The 15,328-nt window shown below is 62.5% G+C and carries 15 protein-coding genes; 10 read left to right on the top strand and 5 right to left on the bottom strand.

Annotated features, from left to right (window positions below; translation table 11 throughout):
- Positions 1–101 precede the first annotated feature (101 nt).
- Positions 102–4,058 (top strand): DNA-directed RNA polymerase subunit beta', encoded by a 3,957-nt coding sequence (locus BH682_RS08640; RefSeq protein WP_003941914.1) that lies wholly within the window; start codon positions 102–104, stop codon positions 4,056–4,058.
- Between the two features lie 71 nt (positions 4,059–4,129).
- Here BH682_RS08640 and BH682_RS08645 read toward each other — a convergent pair whose 3' ends face one another.
- Complete coding sequence (locus BH682_RS08645) at positions 4,130–4,516, bottom strand: glyoxalase superfamily protein (protein WP_042921033.1); 387 nt, start codon at positions 4,514–4,516, stop codon at positions 4,130–4,132.
- Between the two features lie 88 nt (positions 4,517–4,604).
- Here BH682_RS08645 and BH682_RS08650 point away from each other — a divergent pair, with 88 nt between their 5' ends.
- A complete protein-coding gene (locus tag BH682_RS08650; protein ID WP_075832679.1) occupies positions 4,605–5,612 on the top strand; it encodes an LLM class flavin-dependent oxidoreductase in 1,008 nt (335 codons plus the stop codon).
- A gap of 13 nt (positions 5,613–5,625) precedes the next feature.
- On the opposite strand, the gene BH682_RS08655 is transcribed toward BH682_RS08650, so the two are convergent.
- A complete protein-coding gene (locus tag BH682_RS08655) occupies positions 5,626–6,123 on the bottom strand; it encodes a SixA phosphatase family protein (protein ID WP_007728426.1) in 498 nt (165 codons plus the stop codon).
- Positions 6,124–6,196: 73 nt separating this feature from the next.
- Here BH682_RS08655 and BH682_RS08660 point away from each other — a divergent pair, with 73 nt between their 5' ends.
- Positions 6,197–6,397, top strand: a complete 201-nt coding sequence (locus BH682_RS08660) for a hypothetical protein (protein WP_003941897.1) — start codon at positions 6,197–6,199, stop codon at positions 6,395–6,397.
- Here BH682_RS08660 and BH682_RS08665 read toward each other — a convergent pair.
- Positions 6,394–7,152 (bottom strand): acyl-[acyl-carrier-protein] thioesterase, encoded by a 759-nt coding sequence (locus BH682_RS08665; RefSeq protein WP_007728423.1) that lies wholly within the window; start codon positions 7,150–7,152, stop codon positions 6,394–6,396. The genes BH682_RS08660 and BH682_RS08665 overlap by 4 nt on opposite strands.
- A gap of 44 nt (positions 7,153–7,196) precedes the next feature.
- A complete protein-coding gene (locus tag BH682_RS08670; protein WP_007728421.1) occupies positions 7,197–8,186 on the bottom strand; it encodes an NAD(P)-dependent alcohol dehydrogenase in 990 nt (329 codons plus the stop codon).
- A 65-nt stretch (positions 8,187–8,251) separates the two neighbouring features.
- Here BH682_RS08670 and BH682_RS08675 point away from each other — a divergent pair, with 65 nt between their 5' ends.
- The 7 genes from BH682_RS08675 (at position 8,252) to BH682_RS08705 (ending at position 14,751) form a co-directional block, all read left to right on the top strand.
- Positions 8,252–8,908 (top strand): TetR/AcrR family transcriptional regulator, encoded by a 657-nt coding sequence (locus BH682_RS08675; protein ID WP_075832681.1) that lies wholly within the window; start codon positions 8,252–8,254, stop codon positions 8,906–8,908.
- Positions 8,909–8,987: 79 nt separating this feature from the next.
- Positions 8,988–9,953, top strand: coding sequence for an NADPH:quinone oxidoreductase family protein (locus BH682_RS08680; protein WP_058038138.1), 966 nt, complete (start codon positions 8,988–8,990; stop codon positions 9,951–9,953).
- An 89-nt stretch (positions 9,954–10,042) separates the two neighbouring features.
- Positions 10,043–10,513 carry a MarR family winged helix-turn-helix transcriptional regulator gene (locus BH682_RS08685; protein WP_003941890.1) on the top strand — a complete coding sequence of 157 codons (471 nt, stop codon included), beginning with the start codon at positions 10,043–10,045 and terminating at the stop codon, positions 10,511–10,513.
- Complete coding sequence (locus BH682_RS08690; RefSeq protein WP_003942006.1) at positions 10,510–12,042, top strand: DHA2 family efflux MFS transporter permease subunit; 1,533 nt, start codon at positions 10,510–10,512, stop codon at positions 12,040–12,042. The genes BH682_RS08685 and BH682_RS08690 overlap by 4 nt, the downstream gene beginning before the upstream one ends.
- A 147-nt stretch (positions 12,043–12,189) precedes the next feature.
- Entirely contained in the window at positions 12,190–13,284 is a 1,095-nt protein-coding gene (locus BH682_RS08695; protein WP_007728412.1) for an LLM class flavin-dependent oxidoreductase, read from the top strand.
- Positions 13,271–13,744, top strand: coding sequence for a MarR family winged helix-turn-helix transcriptional regulator (locus tag BH682_RS08700; protein ID WP_054187814.1), 474 nt, complete (start codon positions 13,271–13,273; stop codon positions 13,742–13,744). The genes BH682_RS08695 and BH682_RS08700 overlap by 14 nt, the downstream gene beginning before the upstream one ends.
- A 20-nt stretch (positions 13,745–13,764) precedes the next feature.
- The gene (locus BH682_RS08705) at positions 13,765–14,751 is read left to right on the top strand and encodes a pirin family protein (RefSeq protein ID WP_039972959.1); all 987 of its coding nucleotides are present in this window, start codon (positions 13,765–13,767) and stop codon (positions 14,749–14,751) included.
- A 40-nt stretch (positions 14,752–14,791) separates the two neighbouring features.
- Here the strand turns inward: BH682_RS08705 and BH682_RS08710 are convergent, their stop codons facing one another.
- The gene (locus tag BH682_RS08710; protein WP_003941993.1) at positions 14,792–15,319 is read right to left on the bottom strand and encodes a gamma carbonic anhydrase family protein; all 528 of its coding nucleotides are present in this window, start codon (positions 15,317–15,319) and stop codon (positions 14,792–14,794) included.
- Positions 15,320–15,328 lie beyond the last annotated feature (9 nt).

The following is a 15,328-nucleotide window of genomic DNA, read 5'->3' on the forward strand; positions in this document are numbered from 1 at the left end:
TGCTCTTGAAAGAGCGGCCCGGGGGCGTAGTTCACATTTGAATTGGCAGTCAGGTTGCCGGGTGACCGGCAACCGTAACCCCAACGGGGAAAGGAAGTTACGTGCTCGACGTCAACTTCTTCGATGAACTCCGCATTGGCTTGGCCAGTGCAGAGGACATCCGCAATTGGTCCTACGGCGAGGTCAAGAAGCCGGAGACCATCAACTACCGCACGCTCAAGCCCGAGAAGGACGGCCTCTTCTGCGAGAAGATCTTCGGCCCCACTCGGGACTGGGAGTGCTACTGCGGTAAGTACAAGCGTGTCCGCTTCAAGGGCATCATCTGTGAGCGCTGTGGCGTCGAGGTCACTCGCGCCAAGGTTCGTCGTGAGCGCATGGGTCACATCGAACTGGCCGCACCGGTCACGCACATCTGGTACTTCAAGGGTGTTCCGAGCCGTCTCGGTTACCTGCTCGACCTGGCTCCGAAGGATCTCGAAAAGATCATCTACTTCGCTGCCTACGTCATCGTCGGTGTCGACGAGGAGCTCCGTCACAACGAGCTGTCCACCCTCGAAGCCGAGATGCAGGTCGAGAAGAAGACCGTCGCAGATCAGCGCGACGCCGATCTCGAGGCACGTGCGCAGAAGCTCGAAGCCGACATCGCCGAGCTCGAGGCAGAGGGCGCGAAGTCCGATGTCCGCCGCAAGGTCAAGGACGGCGGCGAGCGCGAAATGCGTCAGCTCCGTGACCGCGCGCAGCGTGAGCTGGATCGTCTCGACGAGATCTGGACCACCTTCACCAAGCTGAGCGTCAAGCAGCTCATCATCGACGAGCTCCTGTACCGCGAGCTGGTCGACCGTTACGGCGAGTACTTCACGGGTGCGATGGGCGCAGAGTCCATCCAGATCCTGATGCAGAACTTCGACCTCGACGCCGAGGCAGAGTCTCTCCGCGAGACCATCCGCAGCGGCAAGGGCCAGAAGAAGCTGCGTGCACTCAAGCGCCTCAAGGTGGTTGCGGCATTCCAGACCAACGGCAACTCGCCGATGGGCATGGTCCTCAACGCTGTTCCGGTGATCCCGCCGGAGCTTCGCCCGATGGTTCAGCTCGACGGTGGACGTTTCGCGACGTCCGACCTCAACGACCTGTACCGCCGCGTCATCAACCGCAACAACCGCCTCAAGCGACTGATCGACCTCGGTGCTCCCGAGATCATCGTCAACAACGAGAAGCGGATGCTGCAGGAGTCGGTCGACGCCCTGTTCGACAACGGTCGTCGTGGACGTCCGGTCACCGGACCGGGTAACCGCCCGCTGAAGTCCCTGAGCGATCTGCTCAAGGGCAAGCAGGGTCGCTTCCGTCAGAACCTGCTCGGTAAGCGCGTCGACTACTCGGGTCGTTCCGTCATCGTCGTCGGTCCTCAGCTCAAGCTGCACCAGTGTGGTCTGCCCAAGCTGATGGCTCTCGAGCTGTTCAAGCCGTTCGTGATGAAGCGTCTGGTCGATCTGAACCACGCGCAGAACATCAAGTCGGCAAAGCGCATGGTCGAGCGCAAGCGCGTCCAGGTGTGGGACGTCCTCGAAGAGGTCATCGCCGAGCACCCCGTGCTGCTCAACCGTGCACCTACGCTGCACCGTCTGGGTATCCAGGCATTCGAGCCGCAGCTCGTCGAGGGCAAGGCCATTCAGCTCCACCCGCTGGTGTGTGAGGCCTTCAACGCCGACTTCGACGGTGACCAGATGGCTGTTCACCTCCCGCTGTCGGCAGAGGCACAGGCCGAGGCACGCATCCTGATGCTGTCCTCGAACAACATCCTCTCGCCTGCTTCGGGTCGCCCGCTCGCCATGCCGCGTCTGGACATGGTCACGGGTCTGTTCCACCTGACCCGTCTCGACGAGGGTGTCACCGGTGAGCTCGTTGCTCCGACCAACGACGAGGCAGAGCAGGGCGTGTACTCCTCGCCCGCCGAGGCTCAGATGGCAGTCGACCGCGGCGCGCTCTCGGTTCAGGCTCAGATCAAGGTGCGTCTGACGCAGCAGCGTCCGCCGCGCGACCTCGAGAACGAACTGTTCCCCGAGGGCTGGAACTACGGTGACGGCTGGACCGCCACCACGACACTCGGCCGTGTGCTCTTCAACGAGCTGCTTCCGGCGGACTACCCGTTCGTCAACGAGCAGATGCCGAAGAAGCGCCAGGCGACGATCATCAACGATCTCGCCGAGCGGTACCCGATGATCGTGGTTGCTCAGACCGTCGACAAGCTCAAGGACGTCGGGTTCTACTGGGCCACCCGTTCGGGTGTCACGGTCTCGATCTCCGACGTGCTCGTGCCGCCGGAGAAGCCTGCCATCATCGAGGACTTCGAGGCTCAGGCCGACAAGATCGAGAAGCAGTACCAGCGTGGTGCTCTGGACAAGAAGGAGCGCAACAGCGCTCTGGTCACCATTTGGCAGGAAGCGACCGACAAGGTCGGCAAGGCCATGGAGGCTCACTTCCCCGACAGCAACCCGATCCCGATGATCGTGAAGTCCGGCGCAGCCGGCAACATGACTCAGGTTCGCTCGCTCGCCGGTATGAAGGGCCTGGTGACAAACCCGAAGGGTGAGTTCATCCCGCGTCCGATCAAGTCTTCCTTCAAGGAAGGCCTGACCGTTCTCGAGTACTTCATCAACACGCACGGTGCTCGTAAGGGTCTGGCCGATACCGCACTCCGCACCGCCGACTCGGGTTACCTGACCCGTCGTCTGGTGGACGTTTCGCAGGACGTCATCGTCCGCGAGGTCGACTGTGGAACAGAGCGCGGCATCGTCACCACGATCGCCGAGAAGCAGGCCGACGGCACGATGATCCGCGATGCTCACGTGGAGACCAGCACGTACGCCCGTACCTTGGCGGCCGATGCAGTCGACGCGAACGGCACCGTCATCGTCGAGCGTGGCCACGATCTCGGTGACCCCGCGATCGATGCTCTGCTCGAAGCCGGCATCACGACGGTCAAGGTCCGCTCGGTCCTGACCTGCACCACCGGCACCGGCGTTTGCGCCACTTGCTACGGCCGCTCGATGGCCACCGGCAAGCTGGTCGACATCGGTGAGGCTGTCGGTATCGTCGCCGCACAGTCGATCGGTGAGCCCGGTACCCAGCTGACCATGCGTACCTTCCACCAGGGTGGTGTCGCAGGAGATGACATCACCGGCGGTCTGCCGCGTGTCCAGGAGCTGTTCGAGGCACGTGTGCCCAAGGGCAAGGCTCCTATCGCGGACGTCACCGGTCGGGTACAGCTCGAAGACGGCGATCGTTTCTACAAGATCACCATCGTTCCGGACGACGGCGGCGAAGAGGTTGTCTACGACAAGCTCAGCAAGCGTCAGCGTCTGCGTGTCTTCAAGCACGCCGACGGTCGCGAAAGCCTCTTGGCTGACGGTGACCACGTCGAGGTCGGACAGCAGCTCATGGAAGGTGCTGCCGATCCCCACGAGGTCCTGCGAGTCATGGGTCCGCGTCAGGTTCAGATCCACTTGGTCAACGAGGTCCAGGAGGTGTACCGGAGCCAGGGTGTGTCGATCCACGACAAGCACATCGAGGTCATCGTGCGCCAGATGCTTCGTCGCGTGACGATCATCGATTCCGGTGCCACCGAGTTCCTGCCCGGTTCGCTCACCGAGCGCGCCGAGTTCGAGTCGGCAAACCGCCGCGTTGTCGCCGAGGGTGGCGAGCCCGCAGCCGGCCGTCCGGTGCTCATGGGTATCACGAAGGCGTCGCTCGCGACGGATTCGTGGCTGTCCGCGGCATCGTTCCAGGAGACCACTCGTGTCTTGACCGACGCGGCTATCAACTGCCGCTCGGACAAGCTGATCGGTTTGAAGGAAAATGTCATCATCGGCAAGCTGATCCCTGCGGGTACCGGTATCAACCGTTACCGCAACATCCAGGTTCAGCCCACCGAAGAGGCACGCGCCGCTGCTTACGCAGTGCCGTCGTACGACGACCAGTACTACAGCCCGGACGGCTTCGGCCAGAACACCGGTGCTGCAGTTCCGCTGGACGACTACGGCTTCAGCAACGACTACCGCTAAGCGTTAGTTCGTAGAAATCCCCCCACTTCGAAAGAGGTGGGGGGATTTTTCATGTCAGGAGTGGGACGTTTTCAGGAGCTGCTGCCGCTGAGGTCCGGGATGACGATCTCTTGGACGGCCCACTTGTTCCCGTCGGGGTCGGCGAAGTAGATGAACCGCCCCCAGGCCTGGTCGTCGATCGGGCTGATGTCGATGCCGCGGCTCTTGAACTCGCGCTCGGCCTCTTCGATGTCTTTGACCACTACCTGCATGCCGACGACCGAGCCGGGCTCGGCGTCGGTGATTCCCTTGCCGATGCAGATCGAGCAGGCCGAACCGGGAGGGGTCAGCTGGACGAATCGCAGGTCTTCGCTGACCGTGTGATCGTGGTCGGCATTGAATCCGAGGCGGACGTAGAAGTCCTTGGCGCGGTCGATGTCGGTGACGGGAATGGCGACCAGTTCGAGCTTGATGTCCATGACGTGCCCTTCATGTGATGGTGAATTCCGGCGACAGGTCCAGTGTTGCGGGTATTGCGGTCAGAAACGGTCCTCGTTTAGCGCCCGGATGAAACTTTCCAAGTTCCTTGTTGCTCCGAGAGTGCTTCTCTCACTGCTCGACCGATCCCGAACCAGGAGCGGATACCCCGACTCCGCAGCTCTGACGCACTCCGTCGAACGCGCTGCGCACGCCGACGCTCTCGGCTACCACCGGTTCTGGGTGGCCGAGCATCACGCGGTGCCCGGGATCGCGAGCGGGTCGCCGGCAGTGCTGCTTGCCGCGATCGGCGCGCACACGCGCGATATCAGACTCGGGAGCGGTGGGGTCATGCTGCCGAATCACCAACCGCTGATCGTCGCCGAGCAGTTCCTGATGTTGGAGGCTCTCTACCCGGGGCGAATCGATCTCGGCCTGGGTCGATCGCTGGGATTCACGGAGCCTGTTCGTCAGGCTTTACGACGCAGCAAGGACGCCCCGGACACGTTTGTGTCGGATCTGGAAGAGGTGAGGCGCTACCTGGAGGGTTCTGCGGCAGTGACGGCACGGCCGGCGTCGCAGACTGGAGTCCCGATCTTCGTGCTCGCCACGCGCACAGGCTTGAAAGTGGCAGCGCAGCTGGGGCTTCCGGTGGTCGTGGGCGGGCCGATACTCGGAATCGGTAGCACCGACCGGGTGGATGCGTTGGACGAGTACCGCCGAGCCTTCCGGCCCACCGACGCTCATCCCGAACCCTATGTGGTGGTTTCACTCGAAGTGGCGGTTGCCGATACCACCGACGCGGCGCGTGAGTTGCTGATCCCGGAGGCGTACGCGCTCGCTGAATCGTCACGGACAGGGGAGTTTCCGCCGCTCGTGTCGCCGGATGAGATCAGGCGCGCCCCGCGCAGTGATCGAAACGCCAGGCGCATCGAGTCGTTCACGGCTTCGGCGCTGCACGGGACGCCCGTCGAGGTGAAGCAGCAGCTTCACGATCTGGCCGAGCGAACCGGTGCCGACGAATTGCTGGCGTCCACGTCGACGTACGACCGTGACGCGCTTGCACTTTCGGACCGCCTACTGCGTGAGGTGGTTTAGCAGTGTGGTTGATCTAACGAGGCACGTGAAACTCGAGCAGAGTGGCGACGGAGTCGTCGAGTTCGGTCCACGGCACCGGTACGGAGAGGACGGCGATCGCCGAAGTCGGGAACTTGTCGCGGATACGTTGGGCCGCTTCGGAGTTTTCGTTCGATGCGAGATCGAGTGCAGTCCAGGGAATTCCGGGTTCGTGTCCGACGATCAGGAGCGTCTTGACGTGGTCGGACGTGGTTCGCGCAGCTGCAATGACGTCTGCGGGTGAGCCGCCGTAGATGGACTTCTCGAACCCGGCGGGAGCTTCGATTCCCGTCGAGGCAAGGGTTTCGACGGTCCGCCGGGAGGTGGAGCACAGAACGGCGTCGACGGGCGGGACGTTTTCACGGATCCATTCGCCGCCGATGCGGGCCTCGCGCAGGCCCCGTTCGGCGAGCGGACGCTCGTGATCACGGATGCCCTCGGGGTAGCTGGACTTGCCGTGTCGCATGAGGACGAGGGTGCGGTGGTCGGCCATGCGTTCACGGTATCCGCTTTGTGCCCGTCAGTCCGGTTACTCTGGATGGTCAGGACCTTGAAGGAGGTTTTCGATGGCCGGTAAGAAGCTCGATCGAACTAATGCCCGAACTGCACTCGAGGTGGTACGCGAAAGCCCCACCATCGCTTTCATCACCGTTGCCCCGGCAGTGGTCGTGTTCGGCGTGGTGTGGTGGCTCTTCGGTTTCTGGGCCGCGATTCTTCTTGCGTTGGTGTTCGGTGTCGCGGCTGTCGCGACCCAGAAACTGCGTTAGAGGGCGCTCACCTGCGCAACTGCGCGGAGCGCTTCGCCGACCAGGAACCAGACCGTGACGGTCTTGTCGTCGACGCGGCTGCGCAGGACGACGTCGTCGCTGGAGACGATGGGGGAGAGGTACTCGATCAGTGCTCGATGCGGAACTGTCCGTAGTTCGGTGCGAGCGCTGAGGACCTCTTCGACTGCCTGCCAGTAGACGGCGTTGTTGACGTGGTCGAACGGGTCGATATCCGTGGCGCGCAGAGCGAACGGCGTGTCCAGAACACCGGCGTCGTCCGCCTCCGGTGCGTTCTCGGCGAGTACCCGCTTCCACTTCAGGCGATGCTCGTCGGTGGATTCCTCCAGTGGCCGCATGAAGTCGTCGCTCATCCGCGTGGGCATGCCCGACTCGGCGCTGATGTTGATCCAGAAGCCTTCGGTTTCCATCAGCGCGCCGTTGCTGCCGTCGAAGCGCACACGCATGTTCGCCCATCTCGTGGAGAAGCCGGAGCACCAGCGAGTCATCGTCAACTCTTCCGGCCAGATCGCCGGGCGTACGACGTCGACGACCGTACGACGCACTATCCAGAGCGGATGGGTGTCGATGGCTCCCGCGGCCTCGATGTTGTCGTTGCCGATGTCCTGCAGGTAGCGGGCGACGGCGTCGAGCCTGACCTGCTTGGCGACGTCGATGTCGCCGGTGCGGACCGGGCGGGACTTGACGAAGATCGGTCCTCGGTCCGGCTGTTGCGCGAGCGTGAGATCTGGGTTCACGTGAGATTCCTGTTCGCTGGAGTGAGCCGATTCTGTCAGGCTTTTCAGCGAGTGGCGATTATCTGCTTTCCGCAGCCGGAGCCGTCGACCATTCGTGCCACGGCGACGGCGGTGTCGGCAAGGGGATGAACGGAGTCGATCACCGGGGTGATGTCACCTGCGTCGATCATCTGCGTCAGGACCTCCAGATCGTCGGCGTTCTCCGAAGCGATGAAGGTGCCCATTTTCTGAGATATGAACGGAGACAAGCACTGTGCGCGTATTTGGCGATCGGTTCCGCCGAGCCACCGTCCGCCGTTCTCGCCGCCGACGATCACCAGCGTTCCGGTGCGTGTGAGCGCCCGTCGAAGATCTCGCAGTCGGCGGTTGCCGCCGGTGTCGATGATGACGTCGTACCGATGCGATCCGTCGGTGGCGTCGTCGACGCGGTAGTCGAGAACCTCGTCGGCACCGATGGAGCGGACGGTATCGGTTTTCGAGGTGCTGCACACGCCGGTGACGTGAGCGCCCATGGCTTTTGCCACCTGCACCGCGTAGATCCCGACGCCACCGGATGCGCCGAGTACGAGGACGGATTGGCCCGCCTGCACGCGGCCGTGGTCGCGCACGGCTTGCAACGCTGTGAGGGCGGAGACCGGCACCGCTGCTGCTTGTGCGAACGACAACCGGGCAGGTTTTGCGGCAATCTTCGTCTCGAGTGCGCGTGCGTACTCCGCGAACGAACCGACCGCGATCCCGTATACCTCCTGGCCGACTGCCACGCGGGTCACCGAACTGCCGACGGCCTCGACTCGGCCGGATACGTCCAGTCCGCGTACCCGGTTCCTAGGTCTGCGCAGCCCGAAACCCGCGAGGCGCAACGGATATGGCAGTCCGGCCATGAGATGCCATGCCCCGCGGTCGACGGACGCGGCCTCGACGCGTATCAGCACTTCGTTGTCGGCGACAGTGGGGCGCGGAATGTGGTCGACGTAGAGAACGTCGGCCTCGCCGTAGCGATCCTGTACGACGGCGGTCATCAGTTCCTTCGGCATGCGAGTCTCCGTTCGTCGAATACTTACAGCGTAAGTATTGCACTTACGGTGTAAGTTCTGTCAACGTGGAGAAGCGCGCAAGATTGACCCGAGACGACGTCGTACACGCTGCTGTCGCGCTTGCCGATTCCGTCGGAATCGATTCGATGACCATGCGGAAGTTGGGCACCGAACTGGGCGTCGAAGCGATGTCTCTGTACAACCATGTTTCGGACAAGGGGGATCTGCTCGACGGAATGGTCGATGCGGTCTTCGCGGAGATCGATCTGCCGACGCCGGGACGCCCGTGGCGCACGGAACTTCACGTGCGATCGGTATCGACAAGGGAAGTGTTGGGGAGGCACCCGTGGGCAACTCCGTTGATGGAGTCCCGAACGACGCCTGGTCCCGCGACCCTGCGCCACCACGATGCCGTCATCGGAACGCTACGCGCCGCCGACTTTCCCGTCGCCCTTGCTGCGCATGCCTTTTCGATCATGGATGCGTACATCTACGGCTTCGTGCTGCAAGAAGTGAGCTTGCCGTTCGAAACAGCGCAGGAAACGACGGAACTGGCGAAGGCGATCATGGGCTCGTTCGAGAGCGGTCAGTATCCGCACCTGGCCGAGTTGACCACCGAGCACGTCCTTGCTCCGGGATACAGCTACGCCGCCGAATTCGCTTTCGGTCTCGATCTGATTCTCGACGGACTCGAACGTCTGCACATCGGGAGCGAACGATGATCTGACGTGAGTACCGGGTTAAAGTCGAGAAAACCGGGTTACCGGTCCAGACTTCAGATGTCCCGAAGAGGAGCTTTCTGTGCGCGCCATGGTGGTTACGGAACTGTCCGGTCCCGAAGGAATTGTCGCGCAGGAGGTTCCCGAGCCCGCAGCCGAAGGTCTTGTTCTCATCGATGTGAAGGCAAGTGGCGTCTGCTTTCCGGACCTGCTCATCACCTACGGCAAGTATCAGATCCGCCCGGAACCGCCGTTCATTCCCGGCGCGGAGATCTCGGGCGTCGTGGTCTCCGCGCCGGAAGGGTCGGGTTTCGCTCCGGGCGATCGTGTTCTCGCGGCCGCGTATCTGGGTGGGTATGCAGAGCGGATTGCCGTCAACCCGGCGCAGGTACTCCGAATTCCGGACGGACTCGCCTTCGACGAGGCGGCCTCGCTGATCATCAACTATCAGACGATGGAGTTCGCGCTCGCTCGTCGCGCGAAGATCGTCGCGGGGGAGACTGTCGTCGTGCTCGGCGCTGCAGGCGGAGTCGGAACGGCAACCATCCAGCTGGCCAAGGCGCACAGTGCCCGGGTGATCGCCGTGGTACGACGCGAGGGCGTCGATGACTTCTTGCGTGAGCTCGGTGCCGACGAGGTGGTCGCGCTGGCTCCGGGATGGGGAGAGCGGATTCGGGAACTGACCGACGGCGTCGGCGCTCAGATCGTGGTGGATCCGGTGGGCGGCGATGCGTTCGACGACGCGGTCCGGGTTCTGGCACCCGAAGGACGACTCGTGGTGATCGGATTCGCCGGCGGCGGTATTCCCGAGGTAAAGGTGAACCGGGTGCTGTTTCGCAATATCAGCATTGTCGGCGCGGCATGGGGTGAGTTCACGCGTACCAATCCCGAGGCGGTAGCCGAGGTACACGCATCGCTGGTAGAACACGTCCGAAACGGCTTGCGTCCGCTGGTCAAGGCACGGTATCCGCTTGCCGACGCAGCAGTTGCCCTGGCTGATCTCGAAAGCGGCAAAGTTCTCGGAAAGGCCATTTTGCTGCAGGAATGATTCTTCGCAACGTGATGGTGGTCACCAAATAATAAGTTGCAACATGTTTTCATTTGGGCAATAGTTGCAACCGCACTACCATTTGCCAGGTGATCGCTTCCGATTCTGATGACCTGTATGGAGCACTCGACGAGTTGTTCACTCGCCTGATGAGCGCCGGTGATTCGGAGTCGATCGATGCGTTGATCGAACTGGATCTCTCGTTCTCTCAGGTGCGTGTGCTGTTCGTACTTGCACAACGTGATGCGGCGATCCCGATCAACGAGGTTGCCGACGAGCTTCGGCTCTCGGTGGCAGCTACGGGGCGGAACATCGATCAGCTCGTGAACATGGGTCTGGTCGATCGCCGTGAAGACGAGCGGGACCGACGCGTCAAGCGGGTTTCCTTGTCGGAGGCCGGTCGTAAGGTGACGACCAACCACATCGAGTGCAAGCGCGGCCAGCTTCGCGAATTCGCGTCGCGTGTTCCTGAGCCAGAGCGGATTCGTTTGTTCGAGGCTCTCAAGCCCATTCTCGCGGGTGACTATCTGCGAGCACTTAACCAGGAGACTTCGCGATGACATCGCCGAACGCGCCGGCACCGGCGTCCGACAAACTTGACGGGGCGGTCCTCAAGATCGCTTCCGTGGTGGTGCTCGGCGCCATCATGTCGATTCTCGACGTAACCGTGGTGAGCGTCGCGCTCACCACCTTTGCCGAGGACTTCGAAACTTCGTACGCCACCGTCGCGTGGACGATGACGGCCTACACCCTCGCTTTGGCGACGGTCATTCCGGTTACCGGTTGGGCTGCCGATCGTTTCGGCACCAAGCGCCTCTACATGACGGCCCTGGTGCTGTTCGTGCTCGGTTCGGTCGCCTGTGCGATGGCGTGGGACATCACCTCGCTCATCGGCTTCCGTGTGCTCCAGGGCCTCGGCGGCGGCATGTTGATGCCGCTCGGTATGACCATCATGACCCGGGCCGCCGGTCCGGACCGCGTCGGTCGCGTCATGGCAGTTCTCGGAATCCCGATGCTGCTCGGCCCCATCGGTGGCCCGATCCTCGGTGGTTGGCTGATCGAGGCCGCGAGCTGGCACTGGATCTTCCTGATCAACCTGCCGATCGGCATCATCGCGTTGGCAGCAGCATTCATCATTCTGCCGTCCGACAAGGCGAAGCCTTCGGAGTCGTTCGACTTCCTCGGCATGATCCTGCTGTCGCCCGGCCTGGCGCTGTTCCTGTTCGGTGTGTCGTCCATCCCTGAGGTGGGAACCGTCGCGTCCGCTCGGGTTCTGGTGTCGGCCGGTATCGGTCTGGCGCTGATCATCGCCTTCGTGTTCCACGCGCTCAACAAGGATCACCCGCTGATCGACCTGCACCTGTTCAAGAACCGTCAGTTGACCACCGCCGTCATCACGACGTCGCTGTTCATCGTCGCCTTCATGGGCGCCGGGTTGCTGTTCCCGAGCTACTTCATCCAGGTCGGCGGTCACACCACGCTCGCTGCCGGATTGTTGATGGCTCCGCAGGGTCTCGGCGCTATGGTCACCATGCCGATCGCTGGTCGACTGGTCGACAAGATCGGCCCGGGCAAGATCGTCCTGACCGGTTTGCCGCTGATTCTCATCGGTTTGGGTGTGTTCACACAGGTTGCCTCGGATTCCCCGACGTGGCTGCTGATGGGTGCCTTGTTCGTCATGGGCCTCGGTATGGGTTGCACCATGATGCCGCTGATGACCGCAGCTATCGTGACGCTCTCCAACGAGCAGATTGCTCGCGGCTCCACCCTGATGAACATCGTTCAGCAGACCGCAGGTTCGATCGGTACCGCCGTGATGTCGGTGGTCTTGACCAACCAGCTTCTCGATCGTGGCCTCGACACGACGATGGTCGGTGCGGCCTCGCACATTCCGACCGAACCGGGAAGTCCGCAGGAGTCTGCTGCGAATTCGATTCTCAGTGCGGCGTCGGATGCCTTCGGTAACACCTTCCTCGTTGCCACTGTGCTGATCGTCCTGACCCTCATCCCGGCGTTCTTCCTGCCGCGGAGCAAGACCACCAGGCCGGTGGCCGAGGGCGAGACGGCAACGCCGATCGTTATGCACTGACCGCTTTTCGGTAGATCGTTCGTCCAGGTGAGGGCGGCACACATCTTGTGTGCCGCCCTCACCTTTTTGCCGTGGAATACAGCTGGATGGTTGAATGTTTGATCAGTTACATGCAAACGCATGGATCTAGTTCGCGGAGGAGCAACCATGCAGTTCGGAATCTTCACGGTCGGTGACGTCACCACTGATCCCACGACGGGGGCGACCCCGACAGAGCACGAGCGCATCAAGGCCATGACGACCATCGCCAAGCACGCCGAGGAAGTCGGTCTCGACGTCTTCGCGACCGGCGAGCATCACAACAAGCCGTTCGTGCCGTCATCTCCGACCACGATGCTCGGATACATCGCGGCCCAGACCGAGAAGATCACGCTCTCCACGTCCACGACGCTGATCACCACCAATGACCCGGTGAAGATCGCCGAGGATTACGCGATGCTTCAACACCTCGCCGAGGGGCGCGTCGATCTGATGATGGGTCGCGGAAACACCGCGCCTGTGTACCCGTGGTTCGGCAAGGACATTCGCGCCGGTATCCCGTTGGCGCTCGAGAACTATCAACTTCTTCGCCGGCTCTGGGACGAGGAGGTCGTGAACTGGCAAGGGGAGTACCGCACTCCACTCCAGGGATTCACGTCCACACCGCGCCCGCTGGACGGCGTCGCGCCGTTCGTGTGGCACGGCTCGATCCGCAGCCCCGAGATCGCGGAGATCGCGGCGTATCACGGCGACGGATTCTTCGCGAACAACATCTTCTGGCCGAAAGAGCACTACATCGAGCTGATCAATCTTTACCGCCGGCGTTACGAGCACTACGGCCACGGGTCCGCGGATCAGGCGATCGTCGGTCTCGGTGGTCAGGTCTTCATGCGCAAGAACAGTCAGGACGCGGTCAAGGAATTCCGTCCGTATTTCGACAATGCTCCGGTGTACGGCCACGGGCCCTCACTCGAAGAGTTCACCGAGCAGACGCCGCTGACCGTCGGTTCCCCTGAGCAGGTCATCGAGAAGACGTTGGCGTTTGCCGATTTCTTCGGCGACTACCAGCGCCAGCTGTTCCTGATGGATCACGCCGGGCTGCCGCTGAAGACGGTGCTCGAGCAGCTCGATCTGCTCGGTGAGGAAGTTGTTCCGGTTCTGCGCCGTGAGTTCGCGGCCAGGCGGCCAGCACATGTGCCGGACAACCCGCCCACTCACGCGTCGATGAAGGCGGCTCGTGAGGCAAGCAGTGTCACTGCCTGACGAGCAACCGCCTGAGGTTCCGGTCAGCACCACCGAACTCGCCACCGACGCCTGGGAAGCCTTGTTTCGCGCCCAGGTGTCGGTGCTGCGGCGGCTCTCTGCCGACGACGTCTGGGATCAGGTGTCGATGCGCGAGTACGACGTGCTGTTCACGCTGAGTCTTGCGTCGAGTAGTTCCCTTCGCCTGCATGACCTGAATCGGGAGATATTGCTGAGCCAGCCTTCGCTCAGTCGCCTGGTGGAACGGTTGGAGGGCGAAGGTCTGGTAACGAGAAGTGTTGATCCACAGGATCGCCGCGGGACGATCGTGCAACTCACCGAAACGGGTGCAGCGCTGCAGAAATCAGTGGGTCGCCGTCATGCCGCGAGCATCCGCCGCCACGTCGGACCGGCCCTGGACGCTGATGAACTTCGACTGTTGGCCGAATTGTGCACGCGTCTGCGTCTCGCGCAGTCATGACTGGAGGCAGGATGGACGATATGAGTAACCTCGAAGCGCAGCCCGTCGAGCAGGAATGCGAAGGCCATCCGGCGGAGAGCGAGATTCAGATCCTCACCCCGCGCGACGTACCGCTCGGTGGCCCGCGGGCCATGCGAGTGCGACGCACCCTCCCGCAACGCGAGCGTTCGCTGATCGGGGGATGGTGTTTTGCAGATCATTACGGTCCGGATGACGTCGGCTCAGGACCGGGCATGCATGTGCCGCCGCATCCGCATACCGGTTTGCAGACGGTGAGTTGGCTGTTCACCGGAGAGATCGAGCACCGTGACAGCATCGGTTCCCATGCGATGGTGAGGCCGGGTGAACTGAATCTGATGACGGCCGGGAGTGGGATCGCGCACTCCGAGGTGTCGACGCCGAATACGAAGGTTCTGCACGGGATGCAGTTGTGGGTGGCGCTGCCGGATGCAGCGCGCGATACCGCACCCGCGTTCGTTCACTATCGACCGGAGCCGGTGACCACCGATGGTGTCACGCTCAGTGTGTTCCTCGGTTCGCTCGCCGGTGAAACGTCTCCGGTGTCTACCTTCACCGAATTACTCGGTGCCGAGGTGATTCTCGATCCTGGGGCCGAGATCGCCCTCGATGTCGATCGTTCACATGAGCACGGCGTGATCGTCGATCAAGGATCGGTTGTTCTGCGTGGTACCACTGTCGGCTGGGCCGAGTTGGGTTATCAAGCACCGGGTTTCGGAAAACTGACTTTGCGCAATCCGGGATCCGAACCGGCTCGACTGCTACTTCTCGGCGGGAAACCGTTGGGCGAGCAGGTCATCATGTGGTGGAACTTCATGGGCCGTACACACGAAGAGATCGTCGAGTATCGACGCAAGTGGCAGGCCGAGCTTGCCTCCGGATTCGACGGCAGCGTCCCGGACCGGCGTTTCGGCGTCGTGCCGGGATACGACGGTCCGGCGCTCCCGGCACCCGAGTTGCCGAACAGTACGTTGCGGCCCCGAGGCTAGTCGTTGCTCTTGCTGCTACCGGCCGCGAGCGCCGTTTCGATCAGGCTTGTTCGATGTCCTGGTGAGCCTTCGCGAGCATGATGTAGCCGGCGCCGTTGGCGGTGATACCGGCCTTTTCGCCTTCGGAGAGTTCACGTTTGACCTTGGCGGGCACGCCGGCGACCAGTGATCCAGGCGGGATTTGCATCCCCTGAGACACGACGGCGCCGGCTGCAATCAGTGACCCCGAGCCGATGTGTGCGCCGTTGAGCACCACGGCACCCATGCCGACGAGAACGTCGTCTTCGACGGTGCACCCGTGCAGCACTGCGTTGTGGCCGACCGAGATTCGTTCGCCCAGCACTGCGGGGAACGTCGGGTCGGCGTGCACGGTGCAGTTGTCCTGAATGTTGGTGTCAGCGCCGATGGAGATCGATTCTGCGTCGCCGCGGATAACCGCGCCGTACCAGATGCTGGCTCCCGCAGCGATGGTCACCGCGCCGACAACGGTGGCGTTGGGTGCGATGAACGCACTTTCGTCGATCTGCGGGGTGTTACCGAGAACGGTGGCGATGATCGGGTTGGTCATGGTTCTCCT

This window comes from Rhodococcus sp. YL-1, assembly GCF_001942025.1.
Lineage (GTDB): Bacteria > Actinomycetota > Actinomycetes > Mycobacteriales > Mycobacteriaceae > Rhodococcus_F > Rhodococcus_F qingshengii.

What these genes read in the sequence shown, in the direction of transcription:
- BH682_RS08695 (WP_007728412.1), top strand. Translation starts at nt 12,190, where the DNA reads ATGCAGTTCGGAATCTTCACGGTCGGTGACGTCACCACTGATCCCACG.
- BH682_RS08705 (WP_039972959.1), top strand. Translation starts at nt 13,765, where the DNA reads ATGAGTAACCTCGAAGCGCAGCCCGTCGAGCAGGAATGCGAAGGCCAT.
- BH682_RS08710 (WP_003941993.1), bottom strand. Translation starts at nt 15,319, where the DNA reads ATGACCAACCCGATCATCGCCACCGTTCTCGGTAACACCCCGCAGATC.
- BH682_RS08660 (WP_003941897.1), top strand. Translation starts at nt 6,197, where the DNA reads ATGGCCGGTAAGAAGCTCGATCGAACTAATGCCCGAACTGCACTCGAG.
- BH682_RS08655 (WP_007728426.1), bottom strand. Translation starts at nt 6,123, where the DNA reads ATGGCCGACCACCGCACCCTCGTCCTCATGCGACACGGCAAGTCCAGC.
- BH682_RS08690 (WP_003942006.1), top strand. Translation starts at nt 10,510, where the DNA reads ATGACATCGCCGAACGCGCCGGCACCGGCGTCCGACAAACTTGACGGG.
- BH682_RS08645 (WP_042921033.1), bottom strand. Translation starts at nt 4,516, where the DNA reads ATGGACATCAAGCTCGAACTGGTCGCCATTCCCGTCACCGACATCGAC.
- BH682_RS08650 (WP_075832679.1), top strand. Translation starts at nt 4,605, where the DNA reads ATGAAACTTTCCAAGTTCCTTGTTGCTCCGAGAGTGCTTCTCTCACTG.
- BH682_RS08670 (WP_007728421.1), bottom strand. Translation starts at nt 8,186, where the DNA reads ATGCCGAAGGAACTGATGACCGCCGTCGTACAGGATCGCTACGGCGAG.